Genomic DNA, 23,078 nt, shown 5'->3' on the forward strand with positions numbered 1-23,078 from the left:
GCCATTCTCCAGCTTCGGCACACCGTCGAAATCCAGCCAGACGGTTACGGGGAGTGCTCCGGCGCGTTCGGTCCGTATTCGCTCGTGACGAATGCGTCGGCGGAGGTCGATCGACCGGTTTCCGGTACAGGCCAATGGGGCATCCACACCGTGGCGTGGGGCGAAGGAGGTCTCGGGGGTGGCGTTGGTGGTGGCACAGGAGGTGCCCACGTCGTCGAGCATGGCCGTACCCCATGGCCCTGCGGGCGTGGGCAAGGCAAGACACCGTATGCGGACGCAGTTGCGCCGTGGAGGAGTGTCGGAATCGGTCATCGACGACGCCGTACTGATTCTGTCCGAACTCTTGAGCAATGCGTGCAAGCACGGTCGGCCGTTGGGCGACGCCCTGGCCGGGGACGGTGATGTGCGCGCCGCGTGGCGTGTGGACCAGGGCGGCAGACTCACGGTCGAGGTGACGGACGGCGGTGGGCCCACCCGCCCGGCTCCGGCGACGCCCTCGGTCACCGCGCACGGCGGCCGCGGGCTGAACATCATCACCGCGCTGGCCGACGACTGGGGCGTCAGGGACGACGCCCGGGGCGAGGTCACGGTATGGGTGGTCGTCCACGAGGACGTTCATGATCCGGACGCCGGGCACCGCCGCGACGACTTCGCTACGCGCGTCACGGCACCGTCGGTCTCCGCACTGCCCGGCCTGGACTTCGCGGACGCCTTCGACGACCTGGACTGAGGCCGGCCGGCACCGCGCGCGTGCCGGACCGTCCACAGGTCCACAGGTCGGCACATAGGCCGCCGTTGTCCACAGGCTCCCTTCGGTCAACGCGCGAACGGCTAGGCTCGCGCCGTACGAGACGAGCCGTAACCGGGAGACACCCATCATGGCCAAGAAGCGACCCCAGACGAAGGCCAAGCGGCCGCAGCTCACGGACGGGGCCCGCGCCGTAGGCGCTGACGGGCACGTTCCGGTCGTCGGTGCGCGCGAGCCCTGCCCCTGTGGCAGCGGCCGCCGGTACAAGGCCTGTCACGGCCGGGCCGCCGCGCAGGCCGTGACCGAGCTGGTGCAGCGCCCCTTCGAGGGCCTGCCGGGCGAGGGCGACTGGGTGGCGCTGCGCGAGCTGGTGCCGGCCGCGACCGTCGAGCTGACGCTGAAGGGCGGTCTCCCCGAGGGCGTCCCGTCGGTCACGCTGGGCACGGTGCTGCCGATGGCGTGGCCCGCGCTGCGCCGCGACGACGGCTCGGTGCTGCTCGGCCTCCAGAACGACACGGCGTCGGGCGACATCAGCCGCGACCTCGCCGACACCCTCCAGCGCGCGCTCACCGCGCCCCCCGGCACTCCGGTGGAGGGCCGCCGCGCCCCGGCCGACGGTCCGCGGCTCCAGGACCTGCTCGACCCCGAAGGCGTGTTCGAGCCAGTTGTGCACGCGGGCTTCGAGTTCTGGGTTCCGGACGCGGAGAACGCCACTCCGGAGGTGACCGCTTCCCTGGAGCGGGCCAACGCCGCGGCGATCCCGACCGTGCGACTGACCGGTGTGGACGCGGCCTACTGGTGCGAGACGCCGGAGAAGAACCACCTGCGCTGGGTCATGCCGCACCCCGAGGAGCAGCTCCTGGACGCCCTGGCGCGGCTGCACGCGGCGGGCCGTGCGCATCTCGGTGACGGCACGCGCCTCGTGGGTTCCTTCCGCGCTCACGGGCTCACCGTCCCGGTCTGGGACCTGCCGAGCGAGATCACCGCGGAGGACATCGAGAAGCCGGCCGCGGAGTTCGCCGAGCGGCTCGCCGGCGCCCTCGCCAGCGACGCACCGCTGACCGCCAACGAGCGTCGCGCGCGCGGCGGCCTGACCAACCGGCAGGTCACGCTCAGTTGACACAGTCGGTGCGGCTGACCGGTCGGTCAGCCGCACCGCGGCCTTGGTGAAAAGTTGACTCCGATTCCAACTCCCGCTCAGGACAAGCCAATCGGTGTCCGAATAGCCGAGGCGAAATCGAGATCGAATTTGCGAACAGCCGATCTCTTGTTACCGTTCCATTAGCCCGGTTGCTGGTGCATCCCCCGTCGCCAGCAACCGGGTCTTTGTGTGTCCGGGTTCCTTTACGCAGTGACGCCGTACGTCAACTGCCCGTAGGCACCCCGGAGTTGCTCCCGGCGCGCAGCAGCAGCGGTCCCTGTCCGGGAGCCGCCGCGAACTCCGCGACCGCCGTGTACCCGTCCACGTCCCGGCGGGTGCGTTCCCTGGGCGTCTCGCAACTGCCCGGCTCGTCCTCGGACCCCACCGCGCAATGCATCTGCACGGTGCGGCCGCCAGGACCCATGAGGCTCAGCACGGCCTCCAGCGCGCCGCCCGTCACATTGCGGTAGTAGGTCCGCGCCCAGGTCTGCTCACCCTGCGTCAGGACACAGGTCTGCGCCTCGACACCGTCGGGGGAGGTCAGTTCGGGACCGCAGCGGGCGGCGGTGGCCAGGCCGAGGCCGAGCAGGCGGGCGGGGTCGGCGGCGCCGGGTTCCTTGTGATCGTCGTGCGCGGAGGGCCGTACGGAAGAAGGTCGTACGGAAGGACGGACGGCGTCGCGCTCCTCGCCGTCCGCCTGTTCCGCAGAGCCGCCCGCCTGTTCCGCGGAGCCACCCACCTGTCCCGCGGACGCCACGGCCAGCGGCAGCGCGACCGCGCACACCACGACGCCTGTGAGGGCGAGCAGACGAACGTTCATAGGCGGAAGATAACGACCGCGCGCGGGCGAAAGCGCCGCCCGCGCGCGACACCCCTACAACTCGGGTGCGCTCACACCCGTACGAGTGAGGGCCTCGACCACGGCGTCCACCACGGCCTCGACGTCCGGCACCCACGGGGCGGCCGAGCCGGGCAGCGGCGCGCGCTCCCAGCGGATCTCGCCCAGGCCGGTCTCGGACGGCGGCAAGGTGATGTAACCGCCCTCGCCGTGGAAGCGGAGGGAGCCGGGGACGAAGTCCTTGGCGTACAGCAGTTCGCCCAACTGCTCCATGGAATAGGGCTTCACGAGGATCGCCCAACGGGTGGGCGAGGCGACGACCGGGCCGAGGCGCATGCCCTGACGGTCGAGGACGCTGAGGGCGCGGGCCGCCGGCAGGGCCGGAAGGCTGACCGCGCAGGGAGCGGTACCACCCGTGGCCAGGACGATCGGCGCGGCGGGTCGGTTGGCCCACCACCAGCGCACCATGCGCGCGTCGGTGGTGGCCGCGAGGAGACCGGGGTCGAAGGGGTGGGCACCGGGGACCGTGCATTCCGGGTCGGGGCAGCCGCAGCGGGCCCGACCCTCTGGGTCCGGAGCCACGCCGGGGAGTACGGGCCACTGCCATTCCGTGGCGAAGGTCAGGGCCGCGCTGATCAAATCAGGCCCCCCGTCGCTGCGCTGGGACAGGAGCCTGCGTCGCCTTCCGAGGATCTCGCGCATGAGCGCTCGTTCCTTTCCGTTGCACCGCTGGCAACACCGTGGACCACATCACACCATGTGTCGATCACTTCACTGTGCGTACCTGTTGGCGCATCACACCCCTGTCCGAGACAAGGGGAACCCCTATGGGTCGAACACCGGCTGCGCCGCGGCAGCCGCGCCCATACTGCGGTGTATCAAAAGCTGAGCCTGGCGTGGGGGTGGCGAAGTCTGGCGTTTGCCGTCCCGCGTATTTCTCTTCGCCTCCGCCACGGGAGGATGGGGCTCGGTCGTCGGTGGCTAAGACGCCCGGGTCCGTCGCCAGGTTCCCGGGTGATTCCCAACCACCCCTGGCCTTCTCCGAGTACGTACCCATCACGACCGCTGTGACGCTCTGTTGAGCAAGGCCAGTCGACCGCAATAAGCGCTTGCCTAAGGCAGTTTTAAGCCAAGTTCGCCTTTTGGCAAGTGGTGCACCACCGCCTCATGGACACCAGGAATCCCGGCAGGACAATGCTGGACATCCCCTCACGAGTGCGTGTACATGTGGAGACACTGCTAGCGGCGCAGAATGACATGGGGGTTTGCGATGCTTTTGAGCAATACGCACCGGTCGGAAAGCCGGACGCCATGAACGCCCCTCACCCTCCGAAAGTGGCTGGAATCGATTCAACGGTTCCCGCACCCGCACACACTGTCGCGCCCGCGCCAGCCGCCTCGGGCACCTCAGCGGTGCTCGCACCGAACGCACCGGGCGCCCTGCTCCAGGACCGGCTCGCCGGCTGGGTCTCGGACCTCACGACCCTGCACGAACTCACCGAACGCCTGGCCCGCACGGACGTGCTCGCCGACGCCCTCCAGGAGGTGCTGCGCGCCGGAGCCGCCCTGGTCGGCGCCCGCCGCGGCCTCGTCGTCCTGGAACCCGGCGACGGCCTCGGCCCCGACACCACCATCGGCCTCGGCCTCGCCCGCGCCGACCTCGGGTCCATCGAGACCGTGCCGCGCAGCGCGATGTCGTACGGCAGGATCCTCGACGGCCTGCCGGGCGGTGACGGTGAGATCGCCGAGCCCGATCTGCTCTCCGAGGACGGCCTCGACCCCCGCCACCGCGAGGTGGCCGCCCGCCTCGGCTACGCCGCCTGCTACGCGCTCCCCCTGACCACCGAGGACCCCTGCCGGCTCGGCGCCGCCGTGTGGCTCTACGACGAGCCCGCCGAACCGAGCGAGCGCCAGCGCCACCTCGTCGGGCTGTACGCCCGCTACGCCGGCGAGCACCTGGCGCGGCTCGTCGAGCTGGAGCGCACGCGCGCGTGCATGGCGACCATGTCCGAGGAGCTGCTGCCGTCCCGGCTCCCGCGCGTGGCCGGCATGCGGCTCGCCGCCCGGCACCGCACCTGCGCCCGGGGCGGCGGCGACTGGTACGACGCGCTGCCGCTGCCGGACGCCGCCCTCGGGCTCGCGGTGGGTTCCGTGACGGGGTCCGGGCCCAGCGCGATCGCCGCGATGGGACGGCTCAGAGCGTCCCTGAGGGCGTACGCCGTGATGGAGGGCGAGGACCCGGTCGCCGTCCTGTCCGACCTGGAGCTGCTGCTCAGGCTCACCGAGCCGGCCCGCTCGGCCACCGCGCTGTTCGCCTACTGCGAACCCGCGCTGCGCAAGATCACGCTGGCCGGTGCCGGACACAGCCCGCCGCTGCTGATCGGCGAGCGGCGCACGCAGTTCGTGGAGACGTCCGTGTCCGCGCCGCTCGGGATGCTCGCCTGCTGGGAGGCGCCGAGCGTGGAGCTCCAGGTGCAGCCGGGGGAGACGGTTCTGCTGTACACCGACGGACTGCTGCACCGCACCGGCGACCCCACGGACCGCGCCTTCGCCCGGCTGCACTCGGCCGCGGCCGGTGTGCCGAAGGCGCTGCGGTCCGACCCCGGCGCCGTCGCCGACCACGTCCTGCGGGCCGTGCTGCCGGACGGGCTGGACTCGGCGGACTCCGAGGAGGACGTGGTGCTGCTCGCGGCTCACTTCGAGTAGCGGCCCGCGCTCCCCTCGGTAACAGGCCCAACGGCCCTGGGCCCCCTTCTGTACGACCGTACGATGGAGGGGGTCCAGTGCCGTATCTAGGAGGATGACCGTGGCCGACGAGCTCACCCCGGAGAACCCGGAAGAGACCGAAGAGCCGATCAAGCAGCGGAAGAACGGGCTGTACCCGGGCGTGTCCGACGAACTCGCCGAGAGCATGCAGTCCGGCTGGGCCGACACCGAGCTGCGCGACCTGGAGCCGGTCCCGCAGGCCGCCGAGACCGCCGCGCGCCGCGCCGCGCTGTCGGCGCGGTTCCCGGGCGAGCGTCTGGTGATCCCCGCGGGCAACCTGAAGACCCGCTCGAACGACACGGAGTACGCGTTCCGGGCGTCGGTCGAGTACGCGTACCTGACCGGCAACCAGACCGAGGACGGCGTGCTCGTGCTGGAGCCGGCCGCCTCCGGCGGGCACACCGCCACGCTGTACCTGCTGCCGCGCTCCGACCGGGAGAACGGCGAGTTCTGGCTGTCCGGCCAGGGCGAGCTGTGGGTCGGCCGGCGCCACTCCCTGACCGAGGCGGAGAAGCTCTACGGCATCCCCGCCTCCGACGTGCGGGAACTCGCGGACGCCCTGCGCGAGGCCACCGGCCCCGTCCGCGTCGTCCGCGGCTACGACGCCGGTGTCGAGGCCGCGCTGACCGACAAGGTCACCGCCGAGCGCGACGAGGAGCTGCGGGTCTTCCTCTCCGAGGCGCGGCTGGTCAAGGACGCGTTCGAGATCGGGGAGCTCCAGAAGGCGGTCGACTCGACCGTGCGCGGCTTCGAGGACGTCGTGAAGGTCCTCGACAAGGCGGAGGCCACCTCCGAGCGGTACATCGAGGGCACGTTCTTCCTCCGCGCGCGCGTGGAGGGCAACGACGTCGGCTACGGCACGATCGCCGCGGCCGGGCCGCACGCGTGCACGCTGCACTGGGTGCGCAACGACGGACCGGTGCGCTCCGGTGACCTGCTCCTCCTGGACGCGGGTGTCGAGACGCACACGTACTACACCGCCGACGTCACCCGGACGCTGCCGATCAACGGTCGTTTCAGCGCCCTCCAGAAGAAGATCTACGACGCCGTGTACGACGCCCAGGAGGCCGGGATCGCGGCCGTGCAGCCCGGGGCGAAGTACCGCGACTTCCATGGCGCGGCGCAGCGGGTGCTGACCGAGCGGCTCGTGGAGTGGGGGCTCGTCGAGGGCCCGGTCGAGCGGGTGCTGGAGCTGGGTCTCCAGCGGCGGTGGACGCTGCACGGGACGGGGCACATGCTCGGCATGGACGTGCACGACTGCGCTGCCGCGCGGACCGAGACGTATGTCGAGGGAGTGCTGGAGCCGGGGATGGTGCTGACCGTCGAGCCCGGGTTGTACTTCCAGGCCGATGATCTGACCGTGCCCGAGGAGTACCGCGGGGTCGGTGTGCGGATCGAGGACGACATCCTGGTGACGGAGTCCGGGAACCGGAATCTGTCGGACGGGCTGCCTCGCCGTTCCGACGAGGTCGAGACCTGGATGGCGTCGCTGAAGGGCTGACGGCCCCGCGCCCCCGAGGGGGATGCAGTGGACCTGCATATAGAAGCCGGGGCCGGTGAAGGGCGTCGTGCCGGGCTAGAGAGGGCTCTGCGCGACGCCGTGCGCGAGGGGCGGCTCACCACCGGCACCCGGTTGCCCGCCACCCGGCGGCTCGCGGAGGAGCTGGGGGTTTCCCGGGGGACCGTGAAGGCGGCCTACGACCAGCTGGTGGCCGAGGGGTATCTGACCGCTCAGCAGGGGTCGGGGACGCGGGTCGCCCCGCTGCCCGCCCTCGACGCCGAACCGCCGGAGGCGTCCGCACGCGCGCGTGTGCCGCGTTTCGATCTGCGGCCCGGGAGCCCGGATGTGGGGGCCTTTCCGGCGGCGGCCTGGCTCAGGGCGTTGCGCCGGGTCGTCGACGCCGTGCCGTCCGCCGCCTACGACTACGGCGACCCCCGGGGACGGATCGAGCTGCGGACCGCGCTGTCGGGGTACCTCGGGCGGGCCCGGGGAGTCGTCGCGCCGCCCGAGCGGATCATCGTGACCTCCGGGTATGTGCAGGGGCTGGCGTTGCTCACACGGGTGCTGGGCGGGGCCGAGATCGCCATGGAGGATCCCGGGCTGCCGTTCCACCGGGAGGTCGTGCGGCGCGGCGGCGGGCGGGTGGTGCCCGCACCGGTGGACGAAAAAGGCGTACGGGTCGAGGAGTTGGGGGCCTCGGCGGCCGTCGTCGTCACCCCCGCCCACCAGTACCCGACCGGCGGGACGCTCCACCCCTCGCGGCGGCGGGCGCTGACCGACTGGGCACGCGCGCGTGGGGCGCTGGTCGTCGAGGACGACTACGACGGGGAGTTCCGCTACGACCGGCAGCCCGTCGGCGCGCTCCAGGGGATGGCGCCGGGGCAGGTCGTCTACCTGGGAACGGCGTCCAAGACCCTCGGGCCGGCGCTGCGGCTCGGCTGGATGGTGCTGCCGGCCGACCTGGTCGACGCGGTGGCCGACGCCAAGCTGCACAGCGACCACCACACCGAGTCCCTCGGCCAGTTGGCGCTCGCCGAGCTGATCGGCACTCATGCCTACGACCGTCATGTGCGCGCGAGCCGGCTCAGGTACCGCAGACGCCGGGACCGGCTCGTGGAACGGCTGGGGGCGCGGCGGCGCGTGCGCGGGATCGCGGCCGGGCTGCACGCGCTGGTGGAGGTCGAGGACGAGGCGGCGGTGCTGGAGCGGGCGGCGGCCGCGGGGCTCGCGGTGGGGCGGCTCGGGGAGCACTGGCACACCCCCGGCGCCGAGGGGCGGCCGCAGGGACTCGTCGTGGGGTACGGGACGCCTCGGGAGCGGGCGTATCCGGAGGCGTTGGAGGCCCTGGGAAAGGTGCTGGACGCCGGGCTCTGAGAGCACGGCGGCGGTCCGCCAGGCCGCTGATTGGGCCAAGGAAAGGGCCTCTGATTGGGTCTGCCCTGCGGCCCATTGCGCTTCTAGGGTCGTCAGCATGACGAACTCCCTCGTCCCGCCCGCGGGGCCGCAACGCGTCCTGGCCCTGGCCCAGTTGGCCAACTCCGTCGGTGACGGCGCCTACTACGTGACCTCGGCGCTCTACTTCACCCACGTCGTCGGGCTCGCCCCCGCGCGCGTGGGGCTCGGTCTCACCCTCGGGTGGGCGGTCGGCTCGCTGGTGGGGGTACCGCTCGGGCGGCTCGCGGACCGGCGCGGGGCGCGCGGTACGGCGGTGCTGCTGGCGCTGGCCACCGGGCTCGCGGTGGCGTCCTTCCTGGTCGTGCGGGACTTCGTGCCCTTCGTGCTGGCAGCCTGCGCCTACGCATCCGCCCAGTCGGGGCTGGCCGCCGCCCGGCAGGCACTGCTCGCCGGGCTGGTGGGCGCCGGGGAGCGGACCGGGCTGCTGGCGCATCTCCAGGCGACGCTCAACGCCGGGCTCGCGGTGGGCGCGGGGCTGGGCGGGCTCGCGCTGAACGCCCGCACGGAGGCCGCGTATCTCGGGGTGTTCGCGCTGGACGCGGTGAGTTTCCTGGTGTGCGCGGGGCTGCTGACGCGGGTGCCGGCGGTGCGGGCGCGGGTCCCGGAGAAGCGGCACGGCGCGAGTGTGGTCCGCGACCGCCCGTACGTCCTGCTCACGCTGCTCAACACCGTGCTCCTGCTGCGGATGCCGCTGCTCAGCCTCGGGCTGCCGTTGTGGATCGCGGGGCGCACGGACGCGCCCGCCTGGCTGGTCTCCGTGCTGTTCGTGCTCAACACCGGGGCCGTGATGCTGTTCCAGGTGCGGATGGCGCGCGGGATCAGGGGACGCGCGTCGGCCACGCGCGCGGTGCGGCGGTCGGGGTGGGTGATGCTGGCGGCATGCGCGGTCTTCGCGCTGTCGGCGGGTGCCTCGCCGTGGGTGGCCGTGGCCGTTCTGACGGTGGGCGCGGTGCTTCAGGTGATCGCCGAGATGGGGCAGTCGGCGGGTTCCTGGCAGCTGTCCTTCGAGCTGGCGCCGGCCGAGCGGGTCGGCGAGTACCAGGGGTTCTTCGGCACCGGCGTGACCGTGGCCCGCACGCTGGGTCCGCTGGTGCTGACCTCGCTGGTGATGGGGTGGGGGACGCCCGGGTGGCTGCTGCTGGGCGTGGCGACGCTGGGAGCGTCGTACGCGATGGGCCCGGCGACGCGCCGGGCCGGCGAGCGGGTCGATCCCGGGCGGCCCGTGCCGGTGGGCTGACCGGTGGACGGCTCAGGCCGCCCGCGCCGGTGAAGCGGCCCGCACCGGGACGGAGTCCAGGAAGAGCGCCCCCGCCAGCAGGCCGGCGCTCCCCCGTGGGCTCCACGCGTGCGCGTGCAGGTCCGTGTCGAGGGCGTCCAGGGCCCGGCGGCCGGGCTCCGTCGCCGTACCGCCCGCCTCCAGGACCGCGCGGGCGCCCGTCTGGACCCGGCGCAGGCCGAGGGGGCCCGCGGTGTACAGGAGTTCGGTGTCCTGGAGGGTGGACATCACGGTGAGCAGGGCGTCGAGGCGGGCCTCGGCCTCCGTGGCGCCTGCCGAGCGGGCGGCGGTGAGCGCGTCCCACGCCCTCCGTACGTGCGGGAACCCGGCCCGTGCCTCGCCCCGCGCCCCGGCGGCGCCGTACCTGGCGGACACCGAGGAGCCGCGGGAGGGCCTGCGCGGGGCGCGCCGGTCGGGGTGCGCGGCGATCCGCTTGGCCGTCGCGGCGACGTCCCTCGGGGCCGCCCGCGGATCGAGCGCGGCGGCCGCGACGAGCAGGCCGAGCGCCCACAGGGCACCCCGGTGGCCGCCCCCGGCGAGGCCCACGGAGTGCTCGGTGCACCGGCCGATCGCGCCCAGTTCGGTGCGGAGCCGGGGCGTGGGCTCGCCGGTGCGACGGGCGGCGGCGGCCATGGCGGCGAGGCCGGGCGCCAGTGCCTTGGCCGACCAGCGCAGCGCACGGTGGTCCCTCCGGGTCGTACGGGCGTTCAGGTCGCGCGGATCCGGCAGGCCGGGCTTGGGAGCGAGCTCCAGTTGCCCGGTCAGCGCGTCCACGGCGGCCTGCGCCAGCGCGTCGTCCGCACGGCTTCTCACGGCTGGTTTCCCGTCATGGCCGGGACGTTAGGCGGGCCGGCCCTCAGGAACCTGAGCCGCAGCTGTGCGAGAGGTAGGAATGCTCCAGGCGCGCGTGCCCGGCGGGCTCGCGCGAAGCGTCACTACACCGCCATCAGCGGCGCGTCCTTCTTCCACTTGAGGATCTTGTCGAAACTGACCACCGCGCCGCGCCGGCCGGGTTTGTTGCCGATGTGGACGTGGTCGGCGAGCTCCTGGATGAGACCGAGGCCTCTGCCGTTCTCGTCGTCGTCGGCCGCGAAGCGGACCGGCTGGGGGACCTGGGGCGCTTGGGCGCGGGCGAACCCCGGGCCCGAGTCGGTGACTTCGATACGGCACTTCTCGCCGTCGAGGTAGGCGGTGACCCGGTACGCCTCCGACGGACCGCCCGGCCCGGAGGCCCCGCCGTGCTCGACGGCGTTCGCGCAGGCCTCGCTGAGGGCCACGGAGAGGTCGTAGGAGATGTCGGGATCGACTCCCGCGGTCTCCATGGTGCCGAGCAGCAGGCGCCGCGCGAGCGGCACGCTCGCGGCCTCACGCCGCAGATGGAGTGACCACCAGATGCTCATGCTCCAGCCTCCCGGCCGCGGCTCGACATACCGTTACGTATTGCCGCGCGTGCCCCGGTGTAAGCACATAGTTGACGTGATGCCGCCCATACGGGCGATGTGCCGGGGGTGCCGATCGGTGTACGTGGGGCACCACGTGGCAGAGGTGGCCTTCCGGCCGTACGGCCCGTACGTCATCTTGCGGACCTGCCGTATGGCGTCCATAAGGCCAGTGCGATGATTGGCCCGCCATGACTGCCCCCCACACGCGCTCCGGAGGAGATCTCCGGGTTCTGCGGGCCGCGGTGTTCGCCGCGGTCTGCGTCGTGCTGGCCGCGGCCGGTCATGCGCTCGCCTCCTGCGCCACCATTCCGCTGTGGACGCTCGGCGCGGGCTTCCTGGGGACCGTCCTGCTCGTGGTACCGCTCGCCGGGCGCACCCGCTCGCTGCCCGGCATCGCCGCCCTGCTCACGGTCGGACAGACCGCGCTGCACGTGGTGTTCGGGCTGGGGCAGCACGGTACGACGGCGGCCGCGGCCACGGGGTCGGCGGTCAGTACGGCGGCCGGTGCCGCCCCGGTGTCCGACGCCGCGCTGGTCGCGCAGGCCGCGCGGCTCATCTGCGGGACCACCGCGGCGGCCATCAGCCCCGCGCAGGCCCAGCGGATCCTCACCAACGCGCGGATCCGACCGATCAGCGGCACGGACGTAGGCGGCACGGGCATCGGCTCCGCGCACCACCCGGCGGACGCCATGTCCACCGCCGTGGGCTCCCCGCTGTCGGCTCTGCCGTCCCTGCCGATGCTGCTGGGACACCTCCTCGCGGCCGTCGCCACCGGCTGGCTGCTGCGGCGCGGGGACCTGGCCCTGCTGCGGCTCGTCGAACTGTCGGCCTACTCGGCGCATTCGGTCGCCGAGGGGGCGCTCGTACGGTCCCTGCGCGGAGCGCTCGCGCTGGTGCGCGCCCTGCGTGCCGGGCTGCCGGGCACGCCCGAGGCCGGTCCGCGGCCGCCGCGCACGGCCCTGCTCACGTCGCCGGCACCCCGTACCACCGCACTCCAGCACTCGGTGATCCGGCGCGGCCCGCCCGGCCCCGCCGCGCTCTCTCTCGCCGCCTGACGCGACACGACCCGCACCACTCCACCGCTGTGGAGAAGGGCCGCAGTCGCGCGGCACGCGCGTGTGCCCACGTCCCCGAATGATCGGTCCCACCGGCGCACGCGTACCCCTTCTCATCACCTGTACCGAAGTGGAGTGCTGTTCATGAAGGCCTCTCGACTCGCCGCCGCCGGCGCCGTCGCCGCAACCGCCGTCGTCGTCCTGTCCTCTCCCGCGTTCGCGCACGTCACCGTGCAGCCCGAGGGCGCCGCCGCCAAGGGCGGTTACGCCGTCGTCGACTTCAAGGTCCCCAACGAGCGCGACGACGCCTCGACCACCAAGCTGGAAGTCAACTTCCCGACCGACCACCCGCTCGCCTCCGTGATGCCGGAGCCGGTGCCGGGCTGGAAGATCGAGATCACCAAGTCCAAGCTGGCCAAGCCCGTGGAGGCGCACGGCAAGCAGCTCACCGAGGCCGTCACCAAGGTCACCTGGACCGCCGACGGCAAGGGCATCGAACCCGGCTACTTCGAGAAGTTCCCGGTCTCCGTCGGCGCGCTGCCCGAGGACACCGACACCCTCGTCTTCAAGGCCCTCCAGACGTACTCCAACAAGGAGGTCGTGCGCTGGATCGAGGAGCAGAAGAAGGGCGACGAGGAACCGGAGAACCCGGCCCCGGTCCTGGAACTGGCCGCCGCCTCCGAGGACGGCCACCACGGCTCCTCGGCGACCGACAAGGCCGCCGACCCCGCCTCCGCCGAGAACGCCTCCGCCTCGACCGCCGCCCCCGCCGACTCCAGTGACACCACCGCCCGCGTCCTGGGCGTGGTCGGCATCGTCGTCGGCGTCGTCGGGGTGGCCTACGGCGTGCTCGCCGGCCGTCGGCGCACTGCCGCCTGAGCCCCTTTCCGCTCCATGTGACGTGCACCGGGAAGCGCCCCCGGTGCACGTCGGAACACTGACATCCGGGACTTTTCTCTATGCGTAAGAAGACGTTCGCAGCGGCCGCACTCCTCGCCGCCGCCACCCTCACCCTCTCCGCCTGCGGAAGCGGCGGCGAGGACAGCGGCTCACCGGTCTCCGTGGTCTCCGAGGAGCCCGGCTCCGACAAGGCCGCCACGGTCCTCGACCAGCCGTTCGAGAAGCCGGACCTGGTCCTCACCGACACCCAGGGCAAGAAGTACGACCTCCGCGCGGCGACCAAGGGCAAGCCGACGCTGCTCTACTTCGGCTACACCCACTGCCCCGACATCTGCCCGACGACGATGAGCAACATCGCCGTCGCCAAGAAGCAGTTGCCCAAGGCCGAACAGGACGAACTCCAGGTCGTCTTCGTCACCACCGACCCGGCCCGCGACACCCCGGCCGAACTCGGCAAGTGGCTCAAGGGCATCGACCCGACGTTCGTCGGCCTCACCGGCAGCTTCGCCACCATCCAGTCCAGCGCCCGCACCCTCGGCATCTCCATCGAGCCGACGCACAAGGACAAGAACGGCAAGGTCGTCTCCATGCACGGCACCCAGGTCGTCGCCTTCTCCCCGAAGACCGACGCCGGGTACCTGCTCTACGGCGAGGAGGCCACGGTCGACGACTACACCAAGGACCTGCCCAAGATCGTCAAGGGGCGGACCCCGTGAGGCGTACGGCCGTCTCCGGCGTGCTGCTGACCGGGGCCCTGGTCCTCACCGGCTGTTCCGGCTCGGGCGACGGGGGCACCGACGGCGGGGGCATCTCCGTCTCCGGCGCCTACATGCCGCAGCCGGTGTCCGACATGGCCGCGGGCTTCCTCACGATCGCCAACGACAGCGGCACGGCGGACGCACTGACCTCGGTGACCAGCGACGACGGCCAGGTCACCATGCACGAGACGAACGGCGGCGCGATGGCGGAGGTGTCCCGCTTCTCCGTCCCGGCCCACGGTCGACTCGTGTTCAAGAGCGGCGCCAACCATCTGATGTTCGACAAGCTGAAGCACAAGCCGAAGCAGGGCCAGACGGTCACCGTCGAGCTCCACTTCTCCGAGTCCGACCCCGTCGTCGTGAAGATGCCGGTGAAGTCGGCGACGTACGTCCCGAAGACCGGACACTGAGGGAGGGACCACCGTGACCCAGACCATCGCCCCCCGCGTCCGGACCCTGGTGCTGCTGTTCCTGGCCACCACCGGACTGCTCCTCGCCACGGCCGGCCCGGCCTCCGCGCACGCCGCGCTGACCGGCAGCGATCCCCAGCAGGGGGTGGTGGTCGACAAGGCGCCCACCCAGGTCTCGCTGACCTTTTCCGAACAGGTCAGCCTGTCCGCGGACTCGCTGCGCGTGCTCGACCCCAAGGGCAAGGCCGTGCAGAACGGCACACCGACCAACCTGAGCGGCACTACGTACGCCGTGCGCCTGCACAGCGGCCTGCCCGACGGCACCTATACCGTCACCTACCACGTCGTCTCCGCGGACAGCCATCCCGTCGCGGGCGCCTACACCTTCTCCATCGGCGCGCCGTCCAAGACCAGCGTCGCGGTCTCCGACGAGACGGTCGGCGGCGGGCTCGTCGGCGGGCTCTACGGATTCGGCCGGTACATGTCGTACGCCGGTTTCGTCGTCCTGGTCGGCGGGGCCGCGTTCGTGCTGGCCTGCTGGCAGCGCGGGGCCGGTGTGCGGGCCGTGCAGCGGCTCGTCGTCTCCGGATGGGTCACGCTCACCTCGGCGACCCTCCTGCTGCTGCTCCTGCGCGGCTCCTACACCGGCAGCGGGAAGGTCGGCGACATCTTCGACCTCGACCTGCTCGGACAGGTGCTCCAGACCAAGACGGGCGCCGCGCTGGTGTCCCGGCTGCTGCTGCTCGCCGCGGCGGCACTGTTCATCGCGGTGCTGTTCGGGGCGTACGAGAAGCGGGAGGACGAGGAGAAGCGGGACCTGACCTTCGGGCTCGCGGTCGGCGGGGTCGTCGTGTCCGCCGGGCTCGCCGCGAGCTGGGCGATGTCCGAGCACGCCTCCGTCGGGCTCCAGGCGGGCATCGCGATGCCCGTCGATGTCGTCCATCTGCTCGCCGTCGCCGCCTGGCTCGGCGGGCTGACGGCCCTGCTCGTCGCCCTGTACAAGGCGCCCGCCGAGACGCCCGTCGACTCGGCGGCCGTACGCCGTTTCTCGACCGTCGCCTTCGGCAGCGTCGTCGCGCTGGTGCTGACCGGCACCTATCAGTCGTGGCGGCAGCTCGGCTCCTGGTCGGCGTTCACCGACACGTGGTACGGGCAGCTCCTGCTCGTCAAGATCGGGCTGGTGGCGCTGCTGGTGGGCATCGCGTACATCTCACGGCGGTGGACGGCTCGGCTGGCCCAGACGGTCGGCGAGGGGAGCCGGAAGGCGCCGGAGAAGGAATCCGTGTCCGTCAGTGGCGCCGGGAGTGCCGCCAGGGGTGCCACCAAGAAGGGTGGCGACACGAAGGCGGGCAGCGCGAAGGCGGGCGATACGAAGGCAGGCGGCGCGAAGGCGGGAGGCACGTCCAAGCGGGACGCGCAGCTCGCCCGGCAGCGGGCCGCGGTGGACGCGGCGCGGCAGAAGCGGGAGCGGGACGCCGATCCGAACCGGTTCGGACTGCGCCGCTCGGTGTTCGCCGAGGCCGGTGTCGCCGTCGTCCTGCTGGCCGTCACCACCGTGCTGACGCAGACCGAGCCCGGCCGTACGGAGGAGGAGGCCAAGGCGGCCACCTCGTCCTCCTCTTCCTCGTCGTCGGACGCGTCGGCCGGGGCCGTGACCCTGACCATGCCGTTCGACACGGGCGGCTCGGACGGCAAGGGGGTCGTGACCGTCGATCTCGATCCCGCGCGCGTGGGCGCCAACGAGATGCACGTCTACGTCCAGCGGCCCAACGGACGCGCCTTCGACATCCCCGAGGTGAAGATCGCCTTCACCCTGGAGTCCCAGAAGATCGGGCCGCTGCCCGTCGTGCCCGACCACATCACCACCGGCCACTGGTCGGCGAACGGAGTGCAGATCCCCGTGGCGGGCGACTGGGAAGTCGCGGCGACCGTGCGGACCTCCGACATCGACCAGACGACCGTCTCCAAGAACGCGCAGATCGGCTGAACCGAACCATGGCTGACCAGTCCACTCCCGAAGCTCCCGCCGCCGCGGGGAGCGTTTCCGGGGAGGCTCCCTCCGAGCAGCCCCCCGCCGCGGCCGTGGCGGGCGTCTCCCGCCGGAAGCTGCTCGGCACCGCCGGGGCCACCGGGCTCGTCCTCGGCGCGGCCGGCGGGGCCGTGGGCTACGGCGCCCGGCCCGCCGAGGCCACCCCGCTCGCCTCGGTGGGCACCGACGAGGTGATGTTTCACGGGAAACATCAGTCCGGGATCACCCAGGGCCTCCAGGCCCGCGGCCACCTCGTCGCCTTCGACCTCGCGGCGGGCGCGGGCCGCAAGGAGGCCGCCGCCCTCATGCGCCGCTGGTCGGAGACGGCCCGGCGGCTGATGGCGGGCGAGGCGATGACCCAGGACGACACGGATGTCGCCCGGGACGCGGGGCCCTCCTCCCTGACGGTCACCTTCGGCTTCGGCCACAGCTTCTTCGCCCGCACCGGGCTGGCGAAGCAGCGCCCGGTCGCCCTCGACCCACTGCCCGACTTCTCCTCCGACCAGCTGGACAAGGCCCGCAGCAACGGCGACCTGTGGGTGCAGATCGGCGCCAACGACGCCCTGGTCGCCTTCCACGCCCTGCGCGCGATCCAGAAGGACGCGGGCGGCGCGGCGCGCGTCCGCTGGCAGATGAACGGCTTCAACCGCTCGCCGGGCGCCACGTCTCATCCGATGACGGCACGGAATCTGATGGGCCAGCTCGACGGCACGCGCAATCCGAAGCCGACGGAGTCCGACTTCGACCGGCGGATCTTCGTGCCGTCGTCGGGCGACCCGTCCTGGATGGCCGACGGCTCCTACGCCGTCGTACGACGGATCCGGATGCTGTTGGACGACTGGGAGAGGCTCTCGGTCGCCGCCCAGGAGAACGTCATCGGGCGCCGGAAGTCCAACGGGGCCGCCCTGACCGGGGGCACCGAGACCACCGCGATGGACCTGGAGAAGGCGGACGCCCAGGGCAATCTGGTGGTCCCGCTCAACGCCCACGCGCGGATCACCCGGCCCGATCAGAACGGCGGGGCGGCGATGCTGCGGCGCCCCTTCTCGTACCACGACGGCTTCGACGCGGACGGTGTACCGGACGCGGGCCTGCTCTTCGTCTGCTGGCAGGCGGACCCGCTGCGCGGCTTCGTCCCGGTCCAGCGCAAGCTCGACCGGGGGGACGCGCTGTCGCAGTTCATCCGGCACGAGGCGAGCGGCCTGTTCGCGGTGCCGGGAGGGGCGGCGGAGGGGGAGTACGTGGGGCAGCGGCTGCTGGAGGGGTGAGGGAGGCGGCGGAGCCGGTGTCGGTGTCGGTGTCGGTGTCGGTGTCGGTGTCGGTGTCGGTGTCGGTGTCGGTGTCGGTGTCGGTGTCGGTGTCGGTGTCGGTGTCACGCGAACGCTCGGGGCGGGCCGTGGTCACGCCGGTTCACTCAGCGGAGGGGCTGACCTGGGACATCCGCGCCTGGTTTGGCAAGGGCCATTAGGGTGAGGTCATGCCAGCGAGCTATGCGTATCTCGGCCCTGAGGGCACCTTCACCGAAGTCGCCCTGCGCACGCTTCCCGAGGCGGCCACGCGTGAGCTGATCCCGTACGTGTCCGTGCAGTCCGCGCTGGACGCGGTGCGGGCCGGCGAGGCCGAGGCCGCGTTCGTGCCGATCGAGAACTCCGTCGAGGGCGGCATCACCACGACCCTCGACGAGCTGGTCGCGGGCGCGCCGCTGATGATCTACCGCGAGGTGCTGCTGTCGATCACCTTCGCGCTGCTCGTGCGGCCGGGCACCAAGTTGTCGGACATCAAGACGGTCTCCGCCCACCCGGCCGCCCAGCCCCAGGTGCGCAACTGGCTGAAGAGCAACCTCCCCGACGCCCACTGGGAGTCGGCCGCCTCGAACGCGGACGCCGCCCGGCTGGTCCAGGAGGGCCAGTACGACGCCGCGTTCGCCGGCGAGTTCGCGGCCGCCCGGTACGGCCTTCAGGCCCTGGAGACCGGGATCCACGACGCCGAGAACGCGCAGACGCGGTTCGTGCTGGTCGGCCGCCCCGCCCGGCCCGCCGCGCCGACCGGCGCCGACAAGACGTCCGTGGTGCTGTGGCAGCGCGACGACCACCCCGGTGGGCTGCGCGACCTGCTCGGCGAGTTCGCCACCCGGGGGATCAACCTGATGCTGTTGCAGTCCCGGCCGACCGGTGCGGGCATCGGCAACTACTGCTTCTGCATCGACGCCGAGGGCCATATCTCCGACCGCCGGGTATCCGAGGCCCTGATGGGACTCAAGCGGATCTGCCTGGAAGTGCGGTTCCTCGGGTCGTACCCGCGTGCGGGCGTGAGCGTCAGGGACGTGAGCGCGCCGCGGCCGGGGACGTCCGACGAGGAGTTCGTCTCGGCGGCGGACTGGGTGGCCCGGTGCCAGGACGGCCGGTCTTGAGCCGGTCGGGCCTGAGGCGTCCTGAGTCGCTCGGGCTGAGGCGGTCGGGCTGGTGCGGGCCCGGTCTTACCTGCAGATTTTAGTTATCCACAGGAGTTATCCACAGGTGGGCTTCTCGACCTGGGGACAAGTCGACAGCGAAGCGCCACTCTGTCGACAAATCGGCCTACAGGCCGCCTCCGCGTTCACCGTCACACACATCACCCTTCGTCCACTCTTTTCCCTTGGTCAATCCTTTGGGGCGACCTCTTTCCACTCGAAAGTGGGGGTAAGTGGGGTTTGTGCCGGGAATCCTCGGTGTCACCGACGCGTTTCGGAGTGATCAATTCCGAAGTCCACAGATCTTCCACACAGCCTGTGGATAACTTTTCGGAGGGTGTGGATTCCTGTGGACAGCCGCACCCCAAGTCCCCTTCCGCACAAGGGAATCGAGTCAACCAGCCGCCGCGCACGTGCCCCGTTCCAGGGAGTGGGACGCTTTTCATTGACACGGCGGCACCCACGCGGCACACGCGATGAATCACATCACGGAACACATAGGGCAATTACCCCATAACAGAACGTAAGGCGCGTTTCGCAATAGTGAGTCGAGAGGCGTGACCGCGCACCGGTAGCCTTGGCCCCGTGATTGACCTTCGCCTGCTCCGTGAGGACCCCGACCGTGTGCGCGCGTCCCAGCGCGCCCGTGGAGAGGACGTCGCGCTCGTCGACTCCCTCCTGTCCGCCGACGAGCGGCGCAGGTCGTCCGGCGTCCGCTTCGACGAGCTGCGCGCCGAGCAGAAGCAGCTCGGCAAGCTGATCCCCAAGGCGTCCGGGGACGAGAAGGCCGAGCTGCTGAAGAAGACCGGCCAGCTCGCCGCCGACGTCAAGGCCGCCGACGCCGAGCGCGACGCGGCCGACGCCGAGACCAGGGAGCTCCTTCTCCAGCTGAGCAACCTCGTCCACCCCGACGTGCCCGTCGGCGGCGAGGAGGACTTCGTCACGCTGGAGACGCACGGCACGATCCGCGACTTCGGCGCCGAGGGCTTCGAGCCCAAGGACCACCTGGAGCTCGGCACGATCCTCGGCGCGATCGACACCGAGCGTGGCGCCAAGGTCTCCGGCTCGCGCTTCTACTTCCTGACGGGCGTGGGCGCCCTCCTGGAGCTGGCGCTCGTCAACGCGGCGATCGCGCAGGCCACCGCGGCAGGCTTCACGCCGATGCTGACGCCCGCGCTGGTCCGCCCGCAGTCCATGGCCGGCACCGGCTTCCTCGGCCAGGCGGCCCAGGACGTCTACCACCTCGACAAGGACGACCTCTACCTGGTCGGCACGTCCGAGGTCGCGCTCGCCGCGTACCACATGGACGAGATCATCGACGCCGACCGGCTGCCGCTGCGCTACGCCGGTTTCTCGCCCTGCTTCCGCCGAGAGGCCGGCTCGCACGGCAAGGACACCCGGGGCATCTTCCGCGTGCACCAGTTCGACAAGGTCGAGATGTTCTCGTACGTCGACCCGGCGGACTCGCAGGCCGAGCACCAGCGCCTGCTGGAGTGGGAGAAGCAGTGGCTGACCTCCCTGGAGCTGCCGTTCCGGGTCATCGACGTGGCCTCCGGCGACCTCGGCTCCTCGGCCGCCCGCAAGTTCGACTGCGAGGCGTGGATCCCGACCCAGGGCAAGTACCGCGAGCTGACCTCGACCTCGGACTGCACCGAGTTCCAGTCCCGCCGGCTGTCGATCCGCGTCCGTGACGGCAAGCAGGTCAAGCCGCTGGCGACGCTCAACGGCACGCTGTGCGCCGTACCGCGCACCATCGTGGCGATCCTGGAGAACCACCAGCAGGCCGACGGCTCCGTCCGGGTGCCCGAGGTGCTGCGCCCGTACCTGGGCGGCCGGGAGATCCTGGAGCCCGTCGCCAAGTGAGTACGGCACGCCAGGGAAGTACGGCCTTCCCCTACCAGCTCGTCGCGACCGACCTCGACGGAACGCTTCTGCGGTCCGACCAGTCGGTCTCGGAGCGCACCCGTGAGGCGCTCACCGCGGCCACCGCGGCGGGTGCCGCGCACATCGTGGTGACGGGCCGCTCCGCCCCGTGGACCCGCCCCGTCCTGGAGGACCTGGGCTACCAGGGCCTCGCCGTCTGCGGCCAGGGCGCGCAGGTGTACCACGTCGGCGAGGACCGCCTGCTGACGTCGGTGACCCTGGACCGGCAGCTGGCCGGGGTGGCGCTGGCCAAGATCGAGGCGGAGGTCGGGCCGCTGTTCCTCGCGGCGAGCCGCGACGGGCTGGACGGCGAGGTGCTGGTCGGGGCCGGGTACTCGGTCGTCGGCGCGCTCCCCTCGACCCCTCTCACCGACGCGGCCGACCTCTGGGCCGCCCCCCTGAACAAGATCTACATCCAGCACCCGACCCTCACGGACGACGAGCTCGCCGAGGTGGCCGGCCGGATCGCGGGCGGCTTCGTCACCGTCACCATGGCCGGCGAGGGCATCGTCGAGCTCCTCCCCCTCGGCCTCTCCAAGGCCACGGGCCTCTCCCTCGCCGCCCGCCGCCTCGGCCTCAAGGCCGCCGACACCATCGCCTTCGGCGACATGCCCAACGACCTCCCCATGTTCGCCTGGTCCTCCTACGGCGTCGCCATGGGCAACGCCCACACCGACCTCAAGTCCGTCGCCGACGAGGTCACCGCCTCCAACGACGACGACGGAATCGCGGTCGTCCTGGAACGGCTGCTGGGCTGAGGGCTTCGAGCCCACGTCCAGGGTCCGCGGGGGCTTGGAGCCGGTGGCTCGGGGGTGCCTGCACGGGCTGAAGGTCTGTGCAGGCGGCGTCGGTTGAGTGTTCGGGTTTGGGCCGAGGGCTGAGGCCATCGCGCGGCCTGAGGGCTTGGGGTCATGTCCAGGTCTATCGCTGGAGCGGAGGACTCGGGGCGCCTGCACGGGCTGAAGATCTGGGCTGTCAGCGCGGGTTGGGCACTGAACCCACCGCGTGAGCTGCTGGCTCGGGGCAGCACGCGGGTTGGAGACCTCGGCCGACGCCCGGAGCCGACAGCTGTAGCGAAGGGCAGCATGCGTGTACGGGCTGAAAGTGCGCGCCGCCAAAGCAGGTTGAGAACTGAACCCACCGCGCGAGCCGACAGCTCGGGGCAGCACGCGAGCCAAAGGCCTCAGCTCACGCCCACAAGGACCTACGCCGACTGCGGCCCGCACCGTCCGAAGGCGACGGCTCGGGCAAGTGACCCCGGCCGTCGACGCACGGGCTGTCGGCTCAAGTTCACCGTCAGGACGACACCCGGCCCGACGGACCGGGGTGGATTGATGGCTCAGGCTCCCTGAGTCCAAGGCCCCGACTGCCAGTGAGACCTGATGACTTGCGACTCGCGCCGAGGCCGATCGGCCTCCTCTCGGGGAGCAGGCCCTCTCCCTCGCGGAGGGCAACCCTTACGGACGGGGACGAGCCCGACGCCCAGTTCGAGGGCCGCGACACCCGGACAGGAAGCCGCGGCACTCGACATCGCAGACCACGGTCCCCCGGCACACCGGACAGCTCACGCGCCAACCAACTTCCCGGCAGACCTACGCGAGCGTGTCCCCCCCCGAAGCATCAAGAAGCCGCGCGGAGAACCCTCACAGCACGCCCCCGGACCTCTCTCGACATACCCCCGGCCAGGAAAACCCCGGCCAAGTCCCAGTGACAACGTCTCGCGGAGGATGCACGAATCGAACGTGCGCGGGCTTTCACACCCGACCTTGGCTGCCTTTGATCAAACACAGTGCAAGCCAGTGCCTTACCACTCGGCCAATCCTCCGGGTGGGCGGCCCACGCGAGTGCGATTCGCGTGCTCGAAGCGGCCGCCCCGGGCAGCTCCCCGTGCGGGCGGGCTCCACGGAGGGGTAACTACTCCGGAGCCCGCCGCGGGCTGCCCTGAAGGGAGCTGGACGTACTGCCGTGCATGGACATCGCCCCGCTCCTCTCCCAGAATCTGGCGCCGGTTCGACCCGGCGTCGTGGACACAACCATCGTGCCTGTACGCCGAGTCGGACGCCACCGAATTAACCGGCCGTCAGGAGCTCAGCGGCGCCGCCACCTGCGCCGGCGCCCCTTGCTGAAGAACCACCCGGCGGGCGGCTCGTCGGAGCGCCAGGGCTGCGGCTCGGGCTCCTTGCCGCGCCAACGGGCGGTGAGCATACGGGCCCGGGCGGACGGCTCGGAGGTCTCGGCGGATCGTATGAAGTCCTCGTCCAGGACGAGGTCGTCCCACACGCCCTCGGACCGGCCACGACCGTCGTGCTGTGCTGTCTCGTCCGTCATCCCCGTCCTCCTGGCCGTGCCTTCCCGTGCGTCCCCGTTTGTCCAGTGTGCCCGGACAG

21 protein-coding genes and 1 tRNA gene are annotated in these 23,078 nt (G+C 71.8%); 16 read left to right on the plus strand and 6 right to left on the minus strand.

Annotation, left to right across the window (positions count from 1 at the left end; genetic code table 11):
- Positions 1-91 precede the first annotated feature (91 nt).
- On the plus strand, positions 92-730 hold the full coding sequence (locus SLINC_RS22200; protein ID WP_107406656.1) for an ATP-binding protein: 639 nt from the start codon (positions 92-94) through the stop codon (positions 728-730).
- 148 nt (positions 731-878) lie between these two features.
- Positions 879-1,868 carry a DUF5926 family protein gene (locus SLINC_RS22205; RefSeq protein ID WP_067435914.1) on the plus strand — a complete coding sequence of 330 codons (990 nt, stop codon included), beginning with the start codon at positions 879-881 and terminating at the stop codon, positions 1,866-1,868.
- Positions 1,869-2,112: 244 nt separating this feature from the next.
- Here the strand turns inward: SLINC_RS22205 and SLINC_RS22210 are convergent, their stop codons facing one another.
- Both SLINC_RS22210 and SLINC_RS22215 read right to left on the minus strand, forming a co-directional pair.
- The gene (locus tag SLINC_RS22210; protein ID WP_067435916.1) at positions 2,113-2,709 is read right to left on the minus strand and encodes a hypothetical protein; all 597 of its coding nucleotides are present in this window, start codon (positions 2,707-2,709) and stop codon (positions 2,113-2,115) included.
- A 54-nt stretch (positions 2,710-2,763) separates the two neighbouring features.
- Positions 2,764-3,429 carry a bifunctional DNA primase/polymerase gene (locus tag SLINC_RS22215; protein WP_067435918.1) on the minus strand — a complete coding sequence of 222 codons (666 nt, stop codon included), beginning with the start codon at positions 3,427-3,429 and terminating at the stop codon, positions 2,764-2,766.
- Between the two features lie 492 nt (positions 3,430-3,921).
- On the opposite strand from SLINC_RS22215, the gene SLINC_RS22220 reads away from it, so the two are divergent.
- From SLINC_RS22220 to SLINC_RS22235, 4 genes are all read left to right on the plus strand, one after another.
- Positions 3,922-5,433: a PP2C family protein-serine/threonine phosphatase gene (locus SLINC_RS22220; protein ID WP_182449299.1), complete on the plus strand. Its 1,512-nt coding sequence runs from the start codon at positions 3,922-3,924 to the stop codon at positions 5,431-5,433.
- A gap of 94 nt (positions 5,434-5,527) precedes the next feature.
- Positions 5,528-6,994 (plus strand): aminopeptidase P family protein, encoded by a 1,467-nt coding sequence (locus SLINC_RS22225; protein WP_067435924.1) that lies wholly within the window; start codon positions 5,528-5,530, stop codon positions 6,992-6,994.
- A 27-nt stretch (positions 6,995-7,021) separates the two neighbouring features.
- Positions 7,022-8,368, plus strand: a complete 1,347-nt coding sequence (pdxR, locus tag SLINC_RS22230) for a MocR-like pyridoxine biosynthesis transcription factor PdxR (protein ID WP_067435927.1) — start codon at positions 7,022-7,024, stop codon at positions 8,366-8,368.
- A gap of 97 nt (positions 8,369-8,465) precedes the next feature.
- The gene (locus tag SLINC_RS22235; RefSeq protein ID WP_067435929.1) at positions 8,466-9,686 is read left to right on the plus strand and encodes an MFS transporter; all 1,221 of its coding nucleotides are present in this window, start codon (positions 8,466-8,468) and stop codon (positions 9,684-9,686) included.
- A 12-nt stretch (positions 9,687-9,698) separates the two neighbouring features.
- Here the strand turns inward: SLINC_RS22235 and SLINC_RS22240 are convergent, their stop codons facing one another.
- Positions 9,699-10,538: a triphosphoribosyl-dephospho-CoA synthase gene (locus tag SLINC_RS22240; protein ID WP_067435931.1), complete on the minus strand. Its 840-nt coding sequence runs from the start codon at positions 10,536-10,538 to the stop codon at positions 9,699-9,701.
- A 122-nt stretch (positions 10,539-10,660) separates the two neighbouring features.
- A complete protein-coding gene (locus SLINC_RS22245) occupies positions 10,661-11,125 on the minus strand; it encodes an ATP-binding protein (protein ID WP_067435932.1) in 465 nt (154 codons plus the stop codon).
- A 230-nt stretch (positions 11,126-11,355) separates the two neighbouring features.
- Here SLINC_RS22245 and SLINC_RS22250 point away from each other — a divergent pair, with 230 nt between their 5' ends.
- From SLINC_RS22250 to SLINC_RS22295, 10 genes are all read left to right on the plus strand, one after another.
- The gene (locus tag SLINC_RS22250; protein ID WP_067435934.1) at positions 11,356-12,222 is read left to right on the plus strand and encodes a hypothetical protein; all 867 of its coding nucleotides are present in this window, start codon (positions 11,356-11,358) and stop codon (positions 12,220-12,222) included.
- Between the two features lie 144 nt (positions 12,223-12,366).
- Complete coding sequence (locus tag SLINC_RS22255; protein WP_067445595.1) at positions 12,367-13,101, plus strand: YcnI family copper-binding membrane protein; 735 nt, start codon at positions 12,367-12,369, stop codon at positions 13,099-13,101.
- An 80-nt stretch (positions 13,102-13,181) separates the two neighbouring features.
- Positions 13,182-13,838, plus strand: coding sequence for an SCO family protein (locus tag SLINC_RS22260; protein ID WP_067435937.1), 657 nt, complete (start codon positions 13,182-13,184; stop codon positions 13,836-13,838).
- On the plus strand, positions 13,835-14,290 hold the full coding sequence (locus tag SLINC_RS22265; protein ID WP_067435939.1) for a copper chaperone PCu(A)C: 456 nt from the start codon (positions 13,835-13,837) through the stop codon (positions 14,288-14,290). The genes SLINC_RS22260 and SLINC_RS22265 overlap by 4 nt, the downstream gene beginning before the upstream one ends.
- Positions 14,291-14,303: 13 nt before the next feature.
- Complete coding sequence (locus SLINC_RS22270; RefSeq protein WP_067435942.1) at positions 14,304-16,277, plus strand: copper resistance CopC/CopD family protein; 1,974 nt, start codon at positions 14,304-14,306, stop codon at positions 16,275-16,277.
- A gap of 8 nt (positions 16,278-16,285) precedes the next feature.
- Entirely contained in the window at positions 16,286-17,587 is a 1,302-nt protein-coding gene (gene efeB, locus SLINC_RS22275) for an iron uptake transporter deferrochelatase/peroxidase subunit (protein WP_067435944.1), read from the plus strand.
- Between the two features lie 17 nt (positions 17,588-17,604).
- Positions 17,605-17,787 (plus strand): hypothetical protein, encoded by a 183-nt coding sequence (locus tag SLINC_RS48835; protein ID WP_161566085.1) that lies wholly within the window; start codon positions 17,605-17,607, stop codon positions 17,785-17,787.
- A gap of 9 nt (positions 17,788-17,796) precedes the next feature.
- Positions 17,797-18,729 carry a prephenate dehydratase gene (gene pheA, locus SLINC_RS22285; protein WP_067435951.1) on the plus strand — a complete coding sequence of 311 codons (933 nt, stop codon included), beginning with the start codon at positions 17,797-17,799 and terminating at the stop codon, positions 18,727-18,729.
- A 624-nt stretch (positions 18,730-19,353) separates the two neighbouring features.
- Positions 19,354-20,631: a serine--tRNA ligase gene (gene serS, locus SLINC_RS22290; protein WP_067435954.1), complete on the plus strand. Its 1,278-nt coding sequence runs from the start codon at positions 19,354-19,356 to the stop codon at positions 20,629-20,631.
- Positions 20,628-21,449, plus strand: a complete 822-nt coding sequence (locus tag SLINC_RS22295) for an HAD family hydrolase (RefSeq protein ID WP_067435957.1) — start codon at positions 20,628-20,630, stop codon at positions 21,447-21,449. Before serS ends, SLINC_RS22295 begins: the two co-directional genes overlap by 4 nt.
- A gap of 963 nt (positions 21,450-22,412) precedes the next feature.
- Here the strand turns inward: SLINC_RS22295 and SLINC_RS48055 are convergent.
- Both SLINC_RS48055 and SLINC_RS22300 read right to left on the minus strand, forming a co-directional pair.
- Positions 22,413-22,516 (minus strand) — tRNA-OTHER (locus SLINC_RS48055).
- Between the two features lie 263 nt (positions 22,517-22,779).
- Positions 22,780-23,019, minus strand: a complete 240-nt coding sequence (locus tag SLINC_RS22300; RefSeq protein ID WP_067435960.1) for an SGM_3592 family protein — start codon at positions 23,017-23,019, stop codon at positions 22,780-22,782.
- Positions 23,020-23,078: the final 59 nt, after the last annotated feature.

Origin of the sequence: Streptomyces lincolnensis, assembly GCF_001685355.1 — a bacterium.
Lineage (GTDB): Bacteria > Actinomycetota > Actinomycetes > Streptomycetales > Streptomycetaceae > Streptomyces > Streptomyces lincolnensis.